14 protein-coding genes and 1 pseudogene are annotated in these 20,052 nt (G+C 61.5%); 7 read left to right on the top strand and 8 right to left on the bottom strand.

The window, feature by feature from the left end; genetic code table 11:
- Positions 1-10: 10 nt before the first annotated feature.
- Entirely contained in the window at positions 11-583 is a 573-nt protein-coding gene (locus IF103_RS24030; protein WP_023383011.1) for a xanthine phosphoribosyltransferase, read from the bottom strand.
- A 64-nt stretch (positions 584-647) separates the two neighbouring features.
- Positions 648-2,657 (bottom strand): DNA helicase Rep, encoded by a 2,010-nt coding sequence (gene rep, locus IF103_RS24025; protein WP_027906674.1) that lies wholly within the window; start codon positions 2,655-2,657, stop codon positions 648-650.
- 298 nt (positions 2,658-2,955) lie between these two features.
- Between rep and IF103_RS24020 the strand changes: the two genes are divergently transcribed.
- The gene (locus IF103_RS24020; RefSeq protein ID WP_023383009.1) at positions 2,956-4,614 is read left to right on the top strand and encodes a putative bifunctional diguanylate cyclase/phosphodiesterase; all 1,659 of its coding nucleotides are present in this window, start codon (positions 2,956-2,958) and stop codon (positions 4,612-4,614) included.
- A 24-nt stretch (positions 4,615-4,638) separates the two neighbouring features.
- On the opposite strand, the gene IF103_RS24015 is transcribed toward IF103_RS24020, so the two are convergent.
- Positions 4,639-6,036, bottom strand: coding sequence for a NorM family multidrug efflux MATE transporter (locus IF103_RS24015; RefSeq protein WP_023383008.1), 1,398 nt, complete (start codon positions 6,034-6,036; stop codon positions 4,639-4,641).
- 155 nt (positions 6,037-6,191) lie between these two features.
- On the opposite strand from IF103_RS24015, the gene IF103_RS24010 reads away from it, so the two are divergent.
- The 3 genes and pseudogenes from IF103_RS24010 to IF103_RS25545 all read left to right on the top strand — a co-directional run bounded on the left by IF103_RS24010 (position 6,192) and on the right by IF103_RS25545 (position 9,238).
- A complete protein-coding gene (locus IF103_RS24010; protein ID WP_023383007.1) occupies positions 6,192-7,118 on the top strand; it encodes a LysR substrate-binding domain-containing protein in 927 nt (308 codons plus the stop codon).
- Positions 7,119-7,330: 212 nt separating this feature from the next.
- Positions 7,331-8,326: pseudogene (locus tag IF103_RS25550) on the top strand (Cache 3/Cache 2 fusion domain-containing protein); the annotation flags it as partial.
- Positions 8,327-8,368: 42 nt separating this feature from the next.
- Positions 8,369-9,238: a methyl-accepting chemotaxis protein gene (locus tag IF103_RS25545; RefSeq protein ID WP_374374553.1), complete on the top strand. Its 870-nt coding sequence runs from the start codon at positions 8,369-8,371 to the stop codon at positions 9,236-9,238.
- A gap of 55 nt (positions 9,239-9,293) precedes the next feature.
- On the opposite strand, the gene hglS is transcribed toward IF103_RS25545, so the two are convergent.
- The gene (gene hglS / locus IF103_RS24000) at positions 9,294-10,688 is read right to left on the bottom strand and encodes a 2-oxoadipate dioxygenase/decarboxylase HglS (protein WP_202675753.1); all 1,395 of its coding nucleotides are present in this window, start codon (positions 10,686-10,688) and stop codon (positions 9,294-9,296) included.
- A gap of 161 nt (positions 10,689-10,849) precedes the next feature.
- A complete protein-coding gene (locus IF103_RS23995) occupies positions 10,850-11,740 on the bottom strand; it encodes a LysR family transcriptional regulator (protein ID WP_023383004.1) in 891 nt (296 codons plus the stop codon).
- A 136-nt stretch (positions 11,741-11,876) separates the two neighbouring features.
- Between IF103_RS23995 and amaB the strand changes: the two genes are divergently transcribed.
- A complete protein-coding gene (gene amaB / locus IF103_RS23990; RefSeq protein WP_023383003.1) occupies positions 11,877-13,367 on the top strand; it encodes an L-piperidine-6-carboxylate dehydrogenase in 1,491 nt (496 codons plus the stop codon).
- A gap of 196 nt (positions 13,368-13,563) precedes the next feature.
- On the top strand, positions 13,564-14,850 hold the full coding sequence (gene amaA / locus IF103_RS23985) for an L-pipecolate oxidase (RefSeq protein WP_202675752.1): 1,287 nt from the start codon (positions 13,564-13,566) through the stop codon (positions 14,848-14,850).
- A 52-nt stretch (positions 14,851-14,902) separates the two neighbouring features.
- On the opposite strand, the gene IF103_RS23980 is transcribed toward amaA, so the two are convergent.
- The 3 genes from IF103_RS23980 to IF103_RS23970 all read right to left on the bottom strand — a co-directional run bounded on the left by IF103_RS23980 (position 14,903) and on the right by IF103_RS23970 (position 19,041).
- Positions 14,903-16,330: a mechanosensitive ion channel family protein gene (locus tag IF103_RS23980; RefSeq protein ID WP_023383001.1), complete on the bottom strand. Its 1,428-nt coding sequence runs from the start codon at positions 16,328-16,330 to the stop codon at positions 14,903-14,905.
- Between the two features lie 312 nt (positions 16,331-16,642).
- The gene (locus IF103_RS23975) at positions 16,643-17,245 is read right to left on the bottom strand and encodes a hypothetical protein (RefSeq protein ID WP_252189424.1); all 603 of its coding nucleotides are present in this window, start codon (positions 17,243-17,245) and stop codon (positions 16,643-16,645) included.
- 392 nt (positions 17,246-17,637) lie between these two features.
- Positions 17,638-19,041, bottom strand: coding sequence for a PAAR domain-containing protein (locus IF103_RS23970; RefSeq protein ID WP_023382999.1), 1,404 nt, complete (start codon positions 19,039-19,041; stop codon positions 17,638-17,640).
- A gap of 333 nt (positions 19,042-19,374) precedes the next feature.
- Between IF103_RS23970 and ycaC the strand changes: the two genes are divergently transcribed.
- Positions 19,375-20,004 carry an isochorismate family cysteine hydrolase YcaC gene (gene ycaC, locus IF103_RS23965; RefSeq protein WP_023382993.1) on the top strand — a complete coding sequence of 210 codons (630 nt, stop codon included), beginning with the start codon at positions 19,375-19,377 and terminating at the stop codon, positions 20,002-20,004.
- The last annotated feature ends 48 nt before the right edge of the window (positions 20,005-20,052 follow it).

Here is a 20,052-nt window from a genome sequence, read left to right as displayed (position 1 = left end):
TGCTCAGGCTTTAGTCGATGAAGCTGACCACACCACCTTCCAGCGACTTTACCCGGGCCAGCGATTCGACGCGGTAACCCTGGCTGTCCAGCTCGGCACGGCCGCCCTGGAACGATTTCTCGATGACGATACCCAGGCCCGCCACGGTAGCACCGGCTTGCTTGATGATCGAGATCAGTGCCTGCGAAGCCTTGCCGTTGGCCAGGAAATCGTCGATCACCAGCACGCGGTCGCTGCTGTTGAGGTGGCGCGGCGAGATGGCCACGGTGTTCTCGGTCTGCTTGGTGAAGGAGTACACCGAGGCGGTCAGCAGGTTCTCGGTCAGGGTCAGCGACTGGTGCTTGCGCGCGAAGATCACCGGTACGCCCAGCTTCAGGCCAGTCATCACGGCCGGGGCAATGCCCGAGGCTTCGATGGTGACGATCTTGGTCACGCCGGCGTCGGCGAACAGGCGGGCGAATTCGTCACCGATCAGCTGCATCAGCGCAGGGTCGATCTGGTGGTTGAGAAACGCGTCGACTTTGAGAACCTGATCGGAAAGCACGATGCCTTCTTCGCGAATCTTCTGCTGCAGTGCTTCCACTGTGTATTCCTCGATGTAGCAAAGGTGGCCGCATGAAGCGGCAGTGTTAAAGAGTAATGGTTGATCAGCGTTTGAGCATTGCCCGGATGTCGGCCAGGGCGTTATTGCCGCGAGCGGCTTTCACTTCTACCGGCGCATCGTCCAGGCCTTCCCAGGCCAGGTCCTCCGGCGGCAGCTCGTCAAGGAAGCGGCTGGGCGTGCAGTCGATGATTTCGCCATACTGCTTGCGCTTGGCGGCGAAGGTGAAGGCCAGGGTCTGGCGGGCGCGGGTGATGCCCACATAGGCCAGGCGGCGTTCCTCTTCGATGGTGTCGGCTTCGATGCTGGAACGGTGCGGGAGGATTTCCTCTTCCATGCCCATGATGAACACGTAGGGGAATTCCAGGCCCTTGGACGCATGCAGAGTCATCATCTGCACGCCTTCGGCGTTTTCTTCCTCTTCCTGCTGGCGCTCGAGCATGTCGCGCAGCACCAGTTTGCCGATGGCGTCCTCGATGGTCATGTCACCCTCTTCGTCTTTCTCGAGGGTGTTCTTCAGCGCTTCGACCAGGAACCAGACGTTGCTGATGCGGAACTCCGCCGCCTTGTCGCTGGCGGTCTGCTGGCGGATCCAGTTCTCGTAGTCGATGTCGCGGATCATCTCGTGCAACGCGGCAATCGGGTCTTCCAGGGCGACCTTGTGACGCACGCCATCGAGCCAGTGCTTGAAGCGCTGCAGGCGCTCTGTGTAGCGGGCATCCAGGTGCTCACCCAGGCCCAGCTCTTCGCTGGCGGCGTACATCGAGATGCCGCGCTCGGTGGCGTAGTTGCCGAGCTTTTCCAAAGTGGTCGAGCCGATCTCCCGGCGCGGTACGTTGATCACCCGCAGGTAGGCGTTGTCGTCGTCCGGGTTCACCAGCAAGCGCAGGTAGGCCATCAGGTCCTTGACCTCCTGGCGGCCGAAGAAGCTGTTGCCGCCGGACAGGCGATATGGCACCTGGTGGTGTTGCAGCTTCAACTCGATCAGCTTGGCCTGGTAGTTGCCACGGTAGAGGATGGCGAAATCGCTGTAGGGGCGATTGGTGCGCAGGTGCAGGGTGAGGATCTCCATGGCCACCCGCTCGGCTTCGGCTTCCTCGTTCTTGCAGCGGATCACGCGGATCTCGTCGCCCACGCCCATCTCGCTCCACAGCTGCTTTTCGAACGCGTGGGGGTTGTTGGCGATCAGCACGTTGGCGCAGCGCAGGATGCGGCTGGTGGAGCGGTAGTTCTGCTCCAGCATCACCACTTTCAGGGAGGGATAGTCCTCCTTGAGCAGCATGAGGTTCTCCGGGCGGGCGCCACGCCAGGCATAGATCGACTGGTCATCGTCGCCGACCACGGTGAACTGGTTGCGCATGCCGATCAGCATCTTCACCAGCAGGTACTGGCTGGCGTTGGTGTCCTGATACTCGTCCACCAGCAGGTAGCGCACACGGTTCTGCCAGCGTTCGAGCACGTCGGGGTGTTCCTGGAACAGCTTGACCGGCAGCAGGATCAAGTCGTCGAAGTCCACGGCGTTGAACGCCTTGAGCGTGCGCTGGTAGTGGGTATAGACGATTGCGGCGGTCTGTTCGCGCGGGTTGCGCGCTTTCTCCAGCGCCTCGGCAGGCAGGACCAGGTCGTTCTTCCAGGCACCGATCATGTTCTTGATCTCGTCGATGCCATCGTCGCCGGAGTATTCCTTCTGCATGATGTCCGACAGCAATGCCTTGATGTCGGACTCGTCGAAGATCGAGAAACCAGGCTTGTAGCCCAGGCGCTCGTGTTCTTTGCGGATGATGTTCAGGCCCAGGTTGTGGAAGGTGCACACCGTCAGGCCACGGCCTTCGCCCGGACGCAGCAGGGTAGCGACCCGCTCCTTCATCTCGCGGGCGGCCTTGTTGGTGAAGGTCATCGCCACGATGTACTGGGCGCGGATGCCGCAGTTCTGGATGAGGTGGGCAATCTTGCGCGTGATCACGCTGGTCTTGCCGGAGCCAGCACCGGCGAGCACCAAAAGAGGGCCGCCGACGTAGTCTCGGGCTTCTTGTTGCCGGGGATTGAGTCGGGACATGCTAGAAACCGGGGGTCGCCAGAAAATAGCCGCGCATTCTAACAGGCATGGGGCAGTTGTGGCGCGACCGTCTGACGTCTGAGTCAGACTTTTGTCTCTGGCTACTATTAGTCAGACTCATGATATCCAAGAAAAAAATCGGATTTGCTGGTTTAGCGAGTTTCGCGCAGGATGCACGTCAAAATGCGTCGGGGAGCACTGCAGGCAAGGATATGTCTAAAAGTGAAAATCGTTTTCATTTATGCAGTAGCATATCCGGCCTCATACGCTTCACTGTCCAAGCCTTTAAGGAGCCCGCTTGTCCACGCCTGTCGAACCTTTGCGTTTGCTGTTGTTGGCTGATGAGCCGGAATGGGCTGCCCTGTTGCGCGACTGCCTGCTGCCCTTGGGCGGCAGCGCCGTATTGCTGACCGCACCCAGTTGGGAGGCTGTCGACACCCTGTTCAACCAAGACCGCCAAGCGGTGGTGCTGGCTACCCCGGCCTTGCAACCCGCGCCGGGGCGTTGCGAACTCCCCACCATCTTGCTGCTTGAGCATGAGCCTGACTCACCACCGACGGCTGTCAGCGATTGGTTGGTGCGCGATCAACTCAGCGCCGACGCCATCCGCCGATCCTTGCGCCATGTGCGTGAGCGCGGCGTACTGGTGGCCACCCTGCAGCGCCTGGCCGAACAAGACCCGCTTACCGGCATCGCCAATCGTCAGGGCTTCCAGGCCTTACTGACCGCGCGCCTGGCCGAGAATGACGGGCGCGGTCTGGCGCTTGGCCACCTGGACCTCGACAATTTCCGCCACGTCAACGATGCCCTTGGCCACCAGAGCGGCGACCGGTTGATCTTGCAGGTGGTGGCCCGGCTGAAGCAGCAACTGGAAGCGGGGGACCAGCTGGCACGTCTGGGCAGTGACGAATTCGCCCTGCTGATCGACACCCGACGCGATGCCAACCGCGCCGAATGGATGGCCGAACGGATCGTCGAAGCGCTGGCCGAACCCTTCTGGATAGACGGCGAGAGCCTGCTGCTGGGCTGCAGCCTGGGCCTGGCCCATGCCCGCGCTCAGGCTGGGCCAGACCCATTGATGTGGCATGCCCACATCGCCATGCGCCAGGCCAAGGGCAGCCAGGGCTGCACCTTCCATGTATTCAATGAGCGCATCAACCGCAACGCACGCAGCCTGGCCGACCTGGAAAGCGAGTTGCGCCGTGCGCTGCGCCGCGATGAGTTGGAGCTGCATTACCAGCCACGATTGAACCTGGAAGACGGTCGTATCGTTGGCCTGGAGGCCCTGGTCCGTTGGCGCCATGCCGAACGTGGCCTGCTGCCGCCCAGTGAGTTCGTGCCGCTGGCCGAGCAGAGCGGGCTGATCGTGCCGTTGGGATACTGGGTGATTTCCCGCGCCCTGCGTGACATGCAAGCCTTGCGTGAAGAGGGCCTGGCCCCCTTGCACATGGCGGTGAACCTGAGCTTCCGTCAGTTCCAGGACAGCCAGTTGCTGGCTACCCTGAGCCGCTTGATCATCGAGCACGGTGTCGATGCCCGCTGGCTGGAGTTCGAGCTTACCGAGACCGCCGTCATGCGTCGCAACGAACTGGTCCGCCAGACCATGGATGCCCTGGCGCGCCTTGGCGTGCGGTTTTCGCTGGATGACTTCGGTACCGGCTTCTCTTCGTTCGTCCACCTCAACAGCTTGCCGATCACGCTACTCAAGGTCGACCGCAGCTTCGTCGCTGAAATGGAGATGCGCGAAGAGAACCGCAAGTTGGTGCACGCCATGATCAACCTGGCGCACAACCTCAACCTCGAAGTGGTCGCCGAGGGGGTGGAGAGCGAAGAGCAGATGCAGTTGCTGCGCGAGTTCGGTTGCGACCAGGTACAGGGGTTCCTGGTCAGCAAGCCGTTGCCGGTCGAGGCGTTGATCGATTACCTGTTGCAGGTTCCGGGGCGGCGGTCGGCCTGAGGCGCACCGCCGGTCCCGCAGGGCTCATCGCGGTCCATGCACGAGCTGCCCAGCCAGCGTAGGTGCCCTGGACTTCAGCAACCGCTTCATCCGCCACTCGAAGCCGATCGTCAGTGCCACCGAAGCGCACGCCAGCCCCAAGGCCAGCCCCCACCACACGCCGACCGCACCGCCGCCCAGGGTGAAGGTGAGCAGCCACGCTGCCGGTGCGCCTACCAGCCAGTAGCAGCACAGCCCGATCAGGAAGGTGGTCTTGGCATCCTTCAGCCCACGTATCGAGCCCATGGCGATGGTCTGCACGCCATCGAACAGCTCGAACCAGGCCGCGACCATCAGCAGGCTTACCGCCAGCTGGTAGATCGCCGCGAAGGCTGGGTCATCGCCGTCGATGAACAGGCCTACCAGCATCTCCGGACGCAGCCAGAACAGCGCGGCAAAGGCGAACATGATCATCGCGCCGAAGCCGATCCCCACACGCCCAGCGCTGCGTGCCGCCAACAGGTTGTCGGCGCCGTAGTAAAGCCCCACTCGCATGGTCACCGCGTACGACAGCCCGGTTGGTACCATGAATGCGGTGGACACGATTTGCAGGGCGATCTGGTGCGCCGCCAGTTCCGTGCTACCGAGCACACCCATGCACAGCGCGGCGAAGGCGAACAGCCCCACCTCCACCATGTAGGTACCGCCAATCGGCAGACCTAGCCGCCACAGTTCCCGCAGGGCAGGCAGGGAAGGGCGCGACAGGCCCCGGCGTAGCGGGTAGGGTGTATAGGCCGGGTGCCAGTGGATGTACAGCGCCAGGGCAATGGCCATGCCCATCGACACCACGGCGGTGACCAGGCCGATGCCCATCAGGCCAAGCTTGGGCAGGCCGAACATGCCTTCGATCAGCGCGACGTTGAACAGATAGTTGAGCACCGTGCCCACCAGGCTGATGACCATCACTGGCGTCGAGCGACCCAATGCGCTGGTGAATCCGCGCAAGGCCATGAACGTCAGGTAGCCAGGCAGGGCCAAGGGCAGCAGGGTAAGGAATTCGGCCGCCGAGGCCACGTTCTCGGGCTTCTGGCCGAACAGCAGTAACACAGGCTCGAGGTTCCACAGCACCAGGGCCGCGACCAGCGCCAGACCCCAGGCCAACCACAGGCCGTTCTGTGCCAGGCGGGTAGCGCCCTCGATGTCATTCGCCCCTTTGCGAATCGCCACCAGAGTGCCGACTGCAGCGATCACACCCAGGCAGAAAATCGACACGAACGAATAGCTCGCCGCACCCAGGCCGCCACCTGCCAGGGCCTGTGGGCTGATACGGGCCATCATCAAGGTGTCGGTCAACACCATCAGCATGTGCGCCAACTGCGAGGCGATCAGCGGCCCCGCCAGGCGCAGCAAAGCCTTGAGTTCAGTAGCGGGCGCGACATGCATGGTTGAGGTCCTTGATGCTTATCCTGTAGGCGAGGCGACGATTCTGAGGCTTTGGTCAACTTTCCACAAAAGGATAATAGCGATGCTTGGCATGAGTTGAACTCATGCATATATGATTATCTGCATTCCTTTCCACGCCCTCTTTCAGGTGCCCCATGTCCCGTCAGTTGCCTGCGCTCTATGCACTGCGCGCATTCGAAGCCGCCGCTCGGCTGAGCTCTTTCACCCGCGCTGGCGAAGAGCTCTCGATTACCCAGAGTGCGGTCAGTCGACACATTCGCACCTTGGAGGATCATTTCGCCTGTCGCCTATTCGTACGCAGCGGGCGCAGCCTGCAATTGACCGAGGCCGCGCGGGTGCTGCTGCCGGGTGTGCGCGAGGGCTTCGCCGCGCTGGAGCGGGCTTGCGATACCCTGCGCGGTGAAGATGACATCCTGCGCATGAAGGCGCCTTCGACCTTGACCATGCGCTGGTTGCTGGCACGCCTGAGCCGCTTTCGCCATTTGCAGCCGGGTAACGAGGTGCAGCTGACCAGCGCCTGGATGGACGTCGACCATGTGGACTTCAATCAGGAGCCGTTCGACTGTGCAGTGTTGCTCAGTGACGGTGTGTTCCCACCAGACTGGGAAGTGCGCCGGTTATTCAGCGAGTTACTGATCCCGGTGGGGGCGCCGGATTTGCTCAAGGATGGCCCCTGGGACGAGCGCCGGTTGGCGGGTATCGAGTTGCTGCACCCAACGCCGGACAAGCGTGACTGGCGGGCTTGGCTAGAGCGCATGGGGCTTGCCGAAAAGGTTTCGCTCAAGGGCGGCCAGGTATTCGACACGCTGGAGCTGGGCATGATTGCGGCTGCCAGGGGTTATGGGATTTCCATGGGTGACCTGCTGATGGTGGCGGAGGACGTTGCGCAAGGACGCCTGAGCCTGCCGTGGCCCACGGCGGTGCCCAGTGGCATGGACTACTATCTGGTGTGGCCGCGCACCCGACCGGGTGGCGAGCGGTTGCGACGGCTGAGCGTGTTTCTGCAGGAGGAGGCGGCTGCGGTGAGTTTGCCGGATGTGCAGATGCTGCCTCCCCTCTAGCCGGCAAGCCGCCTTCTTCGGGGCTGGGTGGGATCCTGGGCTTGCTGCAACAACGAAAACGTTTGCGAATATCCCGGCCCGACACTCAAGTATTGGCTTGCGACGCCGATTCTCTGGCACCAGCGTCCCGGAAGAGGATGCGATTTTCGTCGATAACCCGCAGGTGGCCTGGGTGATCAGGATGATCCCGGCCACTTGTCAGGAGCTTCCCCATGTCGCAACCGCGTGCACGCATCGCCTCGCAGCTCGGAATCGCCCTCGCCATCGTGCTGGCGTTGGTGATCACCGGCAGTACCTTGTTCGCCCTGCGCTCGTTGGACCAGGCCAACCTCGCCACCCGCCAGCAGCACCTGGCCAGCGAGGCCCGGCTGTTGGCCGACCAGCTCGAAACCTTCCACAGCTCGCTCAAGGACAACACCCAGCGCCTGAGCGGCTTGTTCGAGCGGCGTTTCGCCTCGGGCCTGACAGTGCATGCCGGTGAAACCGTCAATGTCGCAGGCCAGGCTACGCCTGCGTTGTACTTGGGCGAGCGGCTGCTGAACAACGACTTCCAGCAGGTGGACGAATTCCAGCAGATGACCGCGGGTGTCGCGACGCTGTTCGTGCGCAGCGGTGACGACTTCGTGCGCATCAGCACCTCGCTGACCAAGCAGGATGGTAGCCGCGCCATCGGTACCCAGCTCGACCGTCAGCACCCGGCTTATGCAAAGCTGATGGCGGGCCAGACCTATGTCGGGCGTGCCGTGCTGTTCGAGCGCAACTACATGACTCGCTACGTGCCGGTCAGCGATGGCAGTGGGCGGGTGATAGCTGTGTTGTTCGTCGGCTTCGACTACACCGACGCGCAGAATGCCCAGTTCGCCAACCTCAAGCGGTTCCGCATTGGTGAAACCGGCTCGCTGGCCCTGCGTGATGAACGAGGTCAATGGCTGGTTCCGCCGGCCAATGCCGAGCAGCCACTGTTCAGCGTCACCGCGCCCTTCGCCGAAGGCCCATGGACGGTGGTGGCGAGCATGCCGGAAGCGGAGATTCGTGAGGTGACCTGGAGCGTCGGCTGGCGCCTGGCCATCGGCAGCCTGCTGGCCATGCTGCTGGCGGTGGCGGCGACCCTGTGGTTGTTGCGGCGCAAGCTTCGGCCCCTCGATGACCTGGTGCTGCAGGCCGAAGCCCTCGGAGCAGGCGACCTCAATGCACGTCTGAATGTCACCAGTCATGACGAAATCGGCCAGCTGGCACGCAGTTTCAACAAGATGGGCGAGGCCCTGTCGACCATGGTCGAGCACATTCGCAATGCATCCGAGCAAGTCAGCGGGCGGGCACGCTCGTTGGCCGGGTTGTCGGCCGGGGCTTGCGAAGGCATGGACCAACAGTCCGGCGAGATCACCAGCATGGCAGGCGCGGTGGAGGAGTTCAGCGCCACCTCGATGAACATCGCCGACAACATGGCGGGCACCGAGCGCATGGCCCGCGACAATGCCCAGCAGACCCGCATCGGCCGTAACGCCATGGATCAGGCATCGAGCTCGCTACGCCAGATCGCCGAGGCGCTGGGTGGCACGGCTACGGTGATGGACACCCTGGGTGCTCGCTCCCAGGAAATCGGTGGGATCGTTGGGGTGATCACCGCGATTGCCGAGCAGACCAACTTGCTGGCGCTCAACGCCGCCATTGAAGCGGCCCGGGCCGGCGAGCAGGGACGAGGCTTCGCCGTGGTGGCTGATGAGGTGCGAGGACTGGCTGCCCGCACGCGCCAGGCGACGGACGAAATTTCCGGCATGATCGCCAGTATCCAGCAACAGACCGGGCATGCGATCAGCACCCTGGAGCAGGGCAACCAGTTGATGCAGGAGGGCCTGGAGCGCAACGACAAAGTGGCCGAGGCACTGGCGCGCATCGATGAGCAAAGCCGCGTTGCCGGTGAACAGTTCGCCGTCATCAGCACCGCGACACAGGAGCAGAGCAGCACGGCAACGGTGCTTAGCCGCAACCTGCAGAGCATCGCGCAAGCCAACAGCGAGCAACGCGACGTGGCCAACGAGCTGGCGTTCACTGCCCGGGAGCTGGAAGGGCTGGCAGCGCAGTTGAGGCAGGAAGTGGATCGATTTCGGGTAGGCCGCTGACTGCTACGGACCTGTCGCCGGCAAGCGGGCTTGCCGGCGACTTTATGACCGAGGCTTAGATCGAGCCGAGGTTCAACGCCTGCGCACATGCCTGCAGCGAACGCTGTTCACTCTGTGCATACAGCGTCAATTCATCCTGTACCTTCAGCCCAAGTGCCGCCTCGAAAGCATCCCGGTTGGCATTGCTACCGTACTCGGCCTGGGCATCGTCACCGAGGTTGGATTGGAAAATGCCCGCGGCACTGACCGGCAGGAAGTCTTCGTACACCAGCGCCTCGAAGTGCACATGGCCAGCTTCGATCAGCCCTTCCAGCGTGGTCGGGCGATCATCCTGATCCCGTACGGCCAAGCCCTTCTCGGTGGGGAAGTAGCGGAAGTAGGCCAGACCCTGTTCGCGCATTTGGGCCAGGTCATCCGGAAATGCGGCGAATTGCTCCTTGAGCAACACCATGTAGCGTTCGGCGTTGGCCTCGGCCGGGGCGCCGCCCAGGGCCGCGCGGGTCGCATCCAGCAGCGTGTCGTAGAGCTGGCGGCCTTTGGGCGTCAGTGCCGCGCCGCGTTGCTCGATTTCGCCGAAGCGCGCGGTGTGGCTGCCTTCGCTGCCCTGCTGACCGCTGAACGCGACCGTCTCTTGCAGCGCCTTGAAGCTGGTCTGGCGCAACAGGATCGGGTGACGGCGAGTAGGAGGGCCTTCGACCACGGCTTTTGGCGGGATGCCCTTGGCAGGCATGCCGGCCTGGATCGCGTCGATATCCAGCGTGCGCGGCGTCAGGTGGTTGATGTGTGGGCCTTTGAAGGCCACCACATCGGCGATCAGGCGGTGCTGGTCATGCAGCTGCTGATACTGCTCGGCGGTCACCGTGGCATCCTGGTGCCAGCGGAAGGTGTGCAGCGCCTCTTGGACGAAGGTGTGGGCATCGACTGCATTCAGGCCGCCGTCACGCTCGCTTTGGGCGATCAGTTCCAGTACCCGTGGGGTGAAGATCTTGCGCTTGGCCAGAATGGTCTGGGCCAGTTCACGCAGTGGCGGGTTGTCGATCAGCTCCAGTCGTAACAGCGAGGTGAATACCCGGAAGGGGCTGACATGCAGGGACTGCTCGTGCACCGCGCGGAACGCGGTGGAATGGACCGGTACACCGGCCGAGCTGAGATCGTAGTAGCCGACAGGTTCCATGCCCATGACGGCGAACAATTTGGCGATGGTCGCCAGTTCCTCTGCGGTGCCCACGCGGATCGCGCCGTGGCGCTCCTGGTCCAGGCGCTCGATTTCGCCGGTCCAGCGCAGGGCCTCGGCCACTGCTGGCTGTTGGGTCATGACCTGCTGGTTGACTTCGCTCACCAGCTCCAGCAGCGTGCCGTACAGCGGCACTTCCTGTTTGTACATGAGTGACATGGCGGCAGAGAACTGCGCACGGATGCTGTCGGGGCTGACGAAATCGTGGGCGGGCATCGCAAGCTTCCTGGTTGGGTTCGGACACTTACATGAAAACTGGGAATGCACGTTGGCCACAAGCGAAAAAAAGTGAGTGTGTCATTCCTTTTTTGATCGACCCTGAGTCGTTGCGACCGCCGCTGCAGAATGTGGCAGGCCGCGCCACGCGCCTGACAACGTCAAACCGACAACTGCTCGTTGATCCACGCCATCAGCGCTCGCACCTTCGGCACCTCGGCCGCATGTTCGGCATACGCCAGGTAATGCGCCCCCGCGCTACGCATCGCATGATCCCAGGGGATGACCAGGCTTCCCTCGGCCAACTCCTTGGCAGCCAGGTATTTGGGCACCAGCGCCACTCCACACCCCGCCTGCGCCGCGCTTAATGCCATGTAGAACGTATCGAAGCGTGGTCCGTGGTAGGCGCTGACACTGTGCAGTCCAAGCTCCAGGAACCATTCATGCCAGGCCTCTGGGCGAGATGTGCTTTGCAACAGCACCAGTTCCGCCAGTTCAGCGGCATCGGCCAGGGTTCGGCCGGCCAGCAATTCCGGCGCGCATACCGGCACCACGTCCTCACGGAACAGTTCAAGGCAGGTAGCGCCCGGCCAGGTGCCCTGGCCGTAGAAGAACACCACATCGGCCGAGCCTTGCAGCAGGGCAAAAGGCTCCATTTCGTTGCGGATATCCAAGTGGATATTCGGGTGGCGTTTGCCGAAGCCCTTGAGGTGCGGGATCAGCCAGCGCACGCCAAAACTCGGTTGAGTGGCTACCTTCAATATCTCGGTCTGCTCGCCATAGGTCAGGACATAGCGGCTGGACATGTCGACCTGGGTCAGGATCTTGTTCACCTCGGCCAGGTACAGGCTGCCGGCAGGCGTGAGTTGCAGACGCCGGCGAATACGCAGGAACAGGTGGTGACGCAGCATGTCCTCAAGCTGTGCCACCTGTTTACTGACCGCGCTCTGGGTCAGGTGCAGCTCTTCGGCGGCACGGGTAAAACTCAAGTGACGGGCTGCGGCTTCGAAGCACTGCAGGGCGGTCATGGAGGGAACCAGGCGTTTTGACATAGCGGTCTCTGCGGCAGAAATCATTACCTGACGGAATGATATGCGGAATAAAGGTCGTTTGTTGCACTGGTGTGATCGGATTAATACTGATCCACATCATTTTTCCATCCCTTCACCCGATGTAGGAGAAGCACAAATGGTTGCTGGATTGCTCGAGCGCCTTGGCGTTGCTGCCGAGGCTCACACCCAGGGCGACTACCCTGTTCACACGCCGATCGACGGCAGCCAGATCGCCTCGGTGAAACTGCTCGGCAAAGCCGAGACCATCGCCTGCATCGACAGGGCGCAGAACGCCTTCGAAGCCTGGCGCAGCGTCCCGGCCCCACGCCGTGGCGAGCTGGTGCGCCTGTTCGGCGAAGTGCTGCGCGAGCACAAGGCCGACCTCGGCGAGCTGGTATCCATCGAAGCGGGCAAGATCACCCAGGAAGGCCTGGGCGAAGTACAGGAAATGATCGACATTTGCGACTTCGCCGTTGGCCTGTCGCGTCAGTTGTACGGCCTGACCATCGCGTCCGAGCGTCCTGGCCACCACATGCGTGAAACCTGGCATCCGCTGGGCGTGGTCGGCGTCATCAGCGCTTTCAACTTCCCAGTCGCCGTCTGGGCCTGGAATACCGCCCTGGCCCTGGTGGCCGGTAACTCGGTGGTATGGAAACCGTCCGAGAAGACCCCGCTGACCGCCCTGGCTTGCCAGGCGCTGTTCGAGAAAGCCCTGAAAGCCTTCGGCGATGCTCCGGCTGGTCTGTCGCAACTGGTGATCGGCGGCCGCGAAGCGGGTGAAGCCCTGGTCGACGACCCACGCGTTCCGCTGGTCAGCGCCACCGGCAGCACCCGTATGGGTCGCGAAGTCGGCCCGCGTGTGGCCGCACGCTTCGGCCGCAGCATCCTGGAGCTGGGTGGCAACAACGCCATGATCCTGGCCCCGAGCGCCGACCTGGACCTGGCCGTGCGCGGCATTCTGTTCTCCGCAGTCGGCACCGCGGGCCAGCGCTGCACCACCCTGCGTCGCCTGATCGTGCACCGCTCCATCAAGGACGAAGTGGTTGCTCGCGTCAAAGCGGCATACGGCAAGGTGCGCATCGGCGACCCGCGCAAAGACAACCTGGTTGGCCCGCTGATCGACAAGCAGTCGTTCGATGCGATGCAGGGTGCCTTGGCCAAGGCCCGTGATGAGGGTGGCCAGGTATTCGGTGGCGAGCGTCAGCTGGCCGATCAGTACCCCAACGCCTACTACGTGTCGCCCGCCATCGCCGAGATGCCGGCGCAGAGCGATGTAGTGCGCCACGAGACCTTCGCGCCGATCCTGTACGTGCTGGCCTATGACGACTTCGAAGAGGCCTTGCGCCTGAACAACGAAGTGCCACAAGGTCTGTCCTCGTGCATCTTCACCACCGACATTCGTGAAGCCGAGCGCTTCCAGAGTGCTTCGGGTAGCGACTGCGGTATCGCCAACGTCAACATCGGTACCAGCGGCGCGGAAATCGGCGGTGCTTTCGGTGGCGAGAAGGAGACTGGCGGTGGTCGTGAGTCGGGTTCGGATGCCTGGAAGGGCTACATGCGGCGCCAGACCAACACCGTGAACTACTCCCGTGAGCTGCCGTTGGCGCAGGGGATCGTGTTCGACTGATGGATTGATGCTGCATGGCCGGGGGCGTTGCCCCCGGTTCGCAGTGGTGCGGCGACCCAATATACCCGTTCCCACAGGTTCTCCACTGCCCTCGAGGCCTGGGTGGCCCCTGTGTGAGCGGGTTTATCGGTTCGTCGTACCGCCGCGAATGGGCCGCTTGGCGGCCCCAACAAGAACAAATCGCTGGAGCCGGGCCATGTCCGAACTGCGTCAAGAATGTCTGTGGGAACACGTCACCAAACCGACCGTCGCCGCCCAGGCCCTGGCCGGTGAGCACAAGGCTGACGTCTGCGTGATCGGTGGCGGTATCACTGGCCTGTCTGCGGCCATCCACCTGCTGGAACAGGGCAAGTCGGTGATTCTGCTGGAGGCCTGGAAGATCGGCCACGGTGGCTCAGGGCGCAACGTAGGCCTGGTGAACGCTGGCACCTGGATTCGTCCCGACGATGTCGAGGCAACGCTTGGCCAGAAGCAAGGCAGCCGCCTGAACAAGGTACTGGGTGAAGCCCCAGCCGAAGTGTTCGCCATGATCGAGCGCCTCGGCATCGACTGCCAGGCGCAGCACAAAGGCACCCTGCACATGGCGCACAACGCCACCGGTATTGCCGACCTGCAAGCGCGTCACGAGCAATGGCGCCGTCGTGGTGCCGATGTGGAGTTGCTCACTGGCGTGCAATGCCAGGAATACTGCGGCACCGACAAGATCTCCGCCGCGCTGCTAGACCGCCGCGCCGGCACCATCAACCCCATGGGTTACACCCAAGGCCTGGCCGCCGCTGTCTCCCGCCTGGGTGGCAAGGTGTTCCAGCAATCATCGGTCGAAGGCCTGGCGCGTGACGGCGATGGCTGGCAGGTAAGAACCGCGCGCGGTTCGGTATGCGCCGACAAGGTGGTGATATCCACTGGCGCGTACACCGAAGGCGATTGGAGCAACCTGCAGAAGCAGTTCTTCCGCGGCTACTACTACCAGGTGGCCTCCAAGCCGCTGCAGGGTGCTGCCGCCGACAAGGTGCTGCCCTATGGCCAGGGTTCGTGGGATACCCGCACCGTGCTCAGCAGTATTCGCCGTGACGATCAGGGCCGCTTGTTGCTTGGCAGCCTGGGCCGGGTCGACAACAAGCCAACCTGGTTCGTGCGCAGCTGGGCCGACCGCATCCAGAGCCACTACTACCCCGAACTGGGCAAGGTCGAGTGGGAGATGCACTGGACCGGTTGCATCGACTTCACTCCAGATCACCTGATGCGTCTGTTCGAGCCTGCGCCCGGATTGGTGGCGGTGACGGGTTACAACGGGCGTGGCAATACCACCGGAACGGTGATTGGCCGGGCGTTCGCTGAGTTCCTGCTCAAAGATGATCCGGACAGCCTGCCGATTCCCTTCTCGCCGATGACGGGGGTCAGTGCGCCGTCGCTGCGCACCGCGTTCTACGAGTCTGGGTTCTCGCTGTACCATGCCGGGCAGTGCTTGAGAGTCGTGCTCTAGCTGATGGCCTCATCGGCGGCAAGCCGGCGATGGGGCCCGTTCCAACAACGGCCTACTTGTGCAGCCAGCTTAGGAAACCGCCCTTCTTGATCAGGGCCGGCTTTTGCAGCAAAAGCGACTCCCGGCTCTGGCGCCGGAAGCGCTGCAGTTTGGTCAGCGCGGTCTGCACCTCGCCCCGCTGGGCCAGGCAGCTGCGCACCTGCTCCTTGTCGATGCGGAACAGCACACAGCTGGTCAGCGTGCGGAATTCGGCGAACGAATCGTCCTCGTCGATCAGACCCTCGATCCCCAGCACTTCTCCCGGTCCCATACGCCCAGCCTCCAGCAGCTTGTCACCGTCGCGTACCGACGCCGAGACCACGCCGCTGCCAATTACCAGCAGGTGATCGGACTGCTCGCCCACCCCCAGGATCACCTGATCGGCCAGGTACTCCACAGCGGTCATGCGCTGGCTCAGGGTGTCGCGCTCTTCGTCGGTGAGCGAGCGGAACACGCGCACCTCGTCCAGCACTTCACGCTGGCGACTGCGCGCAGGCATGGCCAAGTCGACGTTCCACATCACACCGCTGGCTTCCAGATGCCGATGTGCCAGATCGAACAGCTGGTTGCGCACTTCGGTCTTGCGCGCCATGTCGGCGATGAAACCACTGGCCTCGTACTCGACCGACTCCAGTGTCGAGGCCTTGACAGTAACCTTTGGCGCGGGGTTCGCGAGCAGGGCGCTGGTGCCTTGCAGTGCTTTCTCCAGGGCATCGAAAACCCGCCTCGGCCGCACCTTGGCAGGCACCACCACGCTGATTGACACCCCATGGCGGTCGATGGGACGGCTGTGGTTGAGCAGTTTGGCCTTGGCCGCCACGGAGTTGGGGATGACCGCCAGACTACCGCTGCCGGTGATCATGCGCGTGGCGCGCCAGTCGATATCCACCACCTTACCCTCGGTGCCGTCGATGGAGATAGCATCGCCGATCTGGTAAGGCCGGGTGGTATTCAGCACGATGCCGGAAAACACGTCGGCCAGAGTGCTTTGCAGCGCAAGACCAATGACGATGGCCATGACACCAGAGGTGGCCAGCAGGCCCTTCACGGGCAGTTGCATCACGTAAGCCGCGGCAGCTACCACCGCCGCCAGGAAGATCAACGCCCCTAGCACATCCTGCAACAGCCGACCGCCGTGGCTGCCCCGTGCCACCAATAGCAGCCCGAACACTACGGTCACCGTTCGTGCGCCGAACAGCCACCAGCCAATCGCCAGCACCGTGGCCAACAGGTTACGCGAAACATCGTCTGGCCAGGGTGGCGGTTGCAGCGGGCTCATGCCAGCGGCCACCAGCACCGAACTGAACAGCAGGAAGATCACCAACCGCGTGCCGATGCGCCAGGCGTGGCGCTGGAGGGGGATCAGTTGCCAGAGCACGAGGTCAAGCAGGATCAAGGCGGTGCCGAGCAACAACGGGGACGACTGGATGAACGCCAGCATGATGGTCTCGGGATGAGGGAGGGCTGCGGGTAGTAATAGAGTAGGTTGAGGTGGCAGGCAATGGGGGAGGGGTGAGGTTTCTCCAGTGGCGGGGGCCGTTGCCCTGCCACTGAAACGGCCCCTTTGGTCCAGGCTAGTGTCCTGTCTTGGAAATACGTTCTCTTCTGGCGAGTGGCCTGGGTGTTCGGCAAAGGCGCCGCGACGAGTCATAGCAGGGCTATGGCGAGGAGTGGCAACGCAGGCCGAAAGCCCAGGACGCCGCCAAAAGTGAAGAGCTTATTTCCGAGACAGGACACTAGGTAAATGTTGGGGTCAAATCAGCGCTGCGTGACCTGCCACGTAGACGAAAATGGCGGTGATCGGCAACCAGCTGATCATTATCCAGAAAATATTAACCCAGGTGATTTTAGAGTTTTCCAGTCCCAGTGGATCACCTGCACATGCATTGGCGGCTTGCTGAATTCTCAACAGTGAAACGGTGCCAAAGGTCGCGATCGCAAAGACGAGAGTGATAGTCATCAAAAACCTGACCATCAGGGGTAGGCTGTTAAGGAAATTCTCGGGATTAAACAAATCCCAAGACAGCGTGACCAAATAGGGAATCCACCACATCAACGTGACGCCGAGTGCAGTACCTTCGACAGATTGATTCACCTCGCGGCTGCGGGCGACTATGTTTTTCATTAACCTATACATTGTGAGTCCGCCAAATAGCGTGCACAGCAGCGGAGTGAGTTTTAATCCGCGTTGGCCTCGAATATGTAGCCAGTGTCGATAATTGCAGTATGCGATGTAAAGGCCAAGGGTGAATACCCCCATGATTGCGTATTTTGATATAGAGACTACGTGAAACTGAGTGCGATCATTGGGTAGGTGTGATTGTTGCTCGGTGTTATGTGTCAGGGGTTTGTTCAATTTGTTGCTCCCGCCGCGAAAGTTACATGAAGAAATGATTGAAAGTTAGCCAGATGCATGCGGCTACGTTTAATTGCGAGGATATAATGAGTCTTTTTTTGAGGCGGTGAGGGAACGCCCTGTAGTCTTGCGCGTCTAGTGAACCTCTGCGAATGCAGAATTTAGGAGATGTGAGGGTGCCGGCTATCATGGAAATAACGAGTACTCTCGAACGTAAACTGGTCTCTCCCCAAAGCGTTGTGGCGTATGACAGGCATGGGCTTCTTTGAAGTGCTGACGTCATTATTTTATAGTGGCGAGTGCAGGCGATATGGATATCCATTGCCAGCCCGATCAAGCCTATGAAGAAAGGAGCGGCCAATGAGAATAATTTTACCTTGAAGTCGAGGTTATCAATCATCTTGAAAGGCCTCGAAAAGTATTTCCCCAAGTACTTCTCCGCCGTCCATCCCTTGTGTGCTGCCGACATAGACTCCTAATCCAGTTACTGCTATTCCGCATATCAAGGCGCCGGCACCCGGTCTAATGCAAACTGTCGCAGCCAATTTTGATCCTGCTCTACCTCCAATCCAGCCCCCGGCTAAACCGCCGGAAAAATTTCCCGCCTCAGTGATCTTGACTTTTTCACAGGCTCTTGTATTACCCGCTCGGCATACGTCGGCAACTTTCATGGCCGAACCAACCCCTCCGATAGCAACGCCTAGACGTCCTCCTGCCTTCAAATACTTAGAGATGCTTGCCAGCTTATTGAGGTGTGTCGAATAGCCGGGAATCTGGCCTGGCGCCCCTATTTTACTCCAGTGGTGCACCAGGCTTTTTGACGAAATTCCGAGGTGTCGGCGTAGGGTTTCATAATTTCCAAGGTTAAGGCGCTTGTTCAGAACGGTCGCTTTCAAAATTGTATTTAATTGCTTGAGTAGCTTCATGCGTTCTTCAAAAAACTCTTTGCTATGCAGGTGTCCGTACTTGGCAAACTGCTGCTGATGCAGTTCTTCAATCTTTCGCAATATAAGACCCAGTTCGTCCAGCGACTTTGCCAGCATCGCCTCGCTCACCCCCATCGCCTGGCTCACCTCACCAAGCAATCCGGCAATGTCGGCCTGATGTTGCATCATGAACTCGGCCTCTTCCGGCGTCAGGCTTGCCAATGCCTCCCGCGCCTGTTTTGCCGCGCTCATCGAATACAGCTCTTCACGGGTGCAAACCGGTCGGCTCAGGCCGTCGCCGATGACGAAGATCTCTCCTGCCTTGAACCCTTGCTGATAAGTCGGGTTCAGGCGCTGCAGAATCGAGCTCGGCAGGTTCGCCTGCTGCGCGCCGAGCTCAATCAGAACCTCCTGGTAGGTCATGCACCGCGGCACGATATAGAAGCCAGGCTCCATGCCTTGAGGCGCGGTCGATGATTGAAATGCCGAAGGCCGGTACCTGTTCACGTGCGGGGTTGCCTGGGCTGGGGCTTGTGCCTCGACAACGGTTCCAGCCGCCGTCATGCGACGCGGTGCAGGGCCCTGATTCAACGGCGCCAACACGCGGTTGCTGCCCAACGGGCAGCCGCACTTGACCAGCGAGCCGTCCACGGCGGTGGGCCGACCGTCCTGCATCCAACGTTGCTCGCCTTCGATGATGACGCCTTCCTCACCACAGCGTGGGCAGGCGGTAGTTCGGTCGCCTTCGATCAACCACCGGCGGCCATTGAACGTGCCCCGGGAATGGCTGGCGATGCACGTGGCACCTGTGGTGGTGACGTCGCCGTCGAGGCCTTGGCCGTTACCGAAAATGTTGGTGCGCTGATTCATGTCTCGATTCCCTGAGATGTGAATCCGGCAAGCTATCACTCTGAAGGCCCCTATTTTCGGGCGGGGCAGCGCTTAAGACATGCCTTACGCAAGATGCAGATTGACCTGTAGGAAAGGTCCTGCTTTTAGGGTGAAGGTATCCAAAAGTATGTCGTGTGCGTGGAGCCGAGCGGGTAGGCAACGCTTGTAACGGTGTGCTCAGATCGTTCACATAATGGAACGCTAAAGCCAAAATTCACTATCTTCCGCGCCAAAGGGTCTGGTTTTAATCTTCTCCCATCAACGCGAAACACCCCACTTACTGAAGATCAGAACCCCTTAGGAGCGACGACCATGACCCAGTTCAAATACAACCGCCTGAACAAAGACGACGCTGCCGTGCTGCTGGTCGACCACCAGGCTGGCCTGCTGTCCCTGGTGCGCGACATCGAGCCGGACACGTTCAAGAACAACGTGCTGGCCCTGGCGGACCTGGCCAAGTTCTTCAACCTGCCGACCATTCTCACCACCAGCTTCGAGCAAGGCCCCAACGGCCCACTGGTACCGGAACTCAAGGCGCTGTTCCCGGATGCCCCGTACATTGCCCGCCCTGGTCAGATCAACGCCTGGGACAACGAAGACTTCGTCAAGGCGGTGAAGGCCACCGGCAAGAAGCAGCTGATCATCGCTGGCGTGGTGACCGAAGTGTGCGTGGCGTTCCCGGCGCTGTCGGCCCTGGAGGAAGAATTCGATGTGTTCGTGGTGACCGACGCTTCGGGCACCTTCAACGAGATGACCCGCGATGCTGCCCACAACCGCATGAGCCAGGCGGGTGCGCAAATGATGACCTGGTTCGGCGTGGCCTGTGAGCTGCACCGCGACTGGCGCAACGATATCGAAGGCTTGGCGGCACTGTGCTCGAACCACATCCCGGACTACCGCAACCTGATCACCACCTACAACGCCCTCACCGCCGGCAAGTAAGCCCCGCCGCCCGGGCACCAAGCATCGGTGCCCGGGCAAGGCAGCACA

Source organism: Pseudomonas sp. SK2 (genome assembly GCF_016772395.1).
GTDB classification, from domain to species: domain Bacteria; phylum Pseudomonadota; class Gammaproteobacteria; order Pseudomonadales; family Pseudomonadaceae; genus Aquipseudomonas; species Aquipseudomonas taiwanensis.
This window is presented reverse-complemented; position numbering and strand designations above follow the sequence as displayed.

What these genes read in the sequence shown, in the direction of transcription:
- IF103_RS23995 (WP_023383004.1), bottom strand. Translation starts at nt 11,740, where the DNA reads ATGTCAAAACGCCTGGTTCCCTCCATGACCGCCCTGCAGTGCTTCGAA.
- ycaC (WP_023382993.1), top strand. Translation starts at nt 19,375, where the DNA reads ATGACCCAGTTCAAATACAACCGCCTGAACAAAGACGACGCTGCCGTG.
- IF103_RS23970 (WP_023382999.1), bottom strand. Translation starts at nt 19,041, where the DNA reads ATGAATCAGCGCACCAACATTTTCGGTAACGGCCAAGGCCTCGACGGC.
- IF103_RS23980 (WP_023383001.1), bottom strand. Translation starts at nt 16,330, where the DNA reads ATGCTGGCGTTCATCCAGTCGTCCCCGTTGTTGCTCGGCACCGCCTTG.
- IF103_RS25545 (WP_374374553.1), top strand. Translation starts at nt 8,369, where the DNA reads ATGGGCGAGGCCCTGTCGACCATGGTCGAGCACATTCGCAATGCATCC.
- IF103_RS24015 (WP_023383008.1), bottom strand. Translation starts at nt 6,036, where the DNA reads ATGCATGTCGCGCCCGCTACTGAACTCAAGGCTTTGCTGCGCCTGGCG.
- amaA (WP_202675752.1), top strand. Translation starts at nt 13,564, where the DNA reads ATGTCCGAACTGCGTCAAGAATGTCTGTGGGAACACGTCACCAAACCG.
- rep (WP_027906674.1), bottom strand. Translation starts at nt 2,657, where the DNA reads ATGTCCCGACTCAATCCCCGGCAACAAGAAGCCCGAGACTACGTCGGC.
- hglS (WP_202675753.1), bottom strand. Translation starts at nt 10,688, where the DNA reads ATGCCCGCCCACGATTTCGTCAGCCCCGACAGCATCCGTGCGCAGTTC.
- amaB (WP_023383003.1), top strand. Translation starts at nt 11,877, where the DNA reads ATGGTTGCTGGATTGCTCGAGCGCCTTGGCGTTGCTGCCGAGGCTCAC.
- IF103_RS24010 (WP_023383007.1), top strand. Translation starts at nt 6,192, where the DNA reads ATGTCCCGTCAGTTGCCTGCGCTCTATGCACTGCGCGCATTCGAAGCC.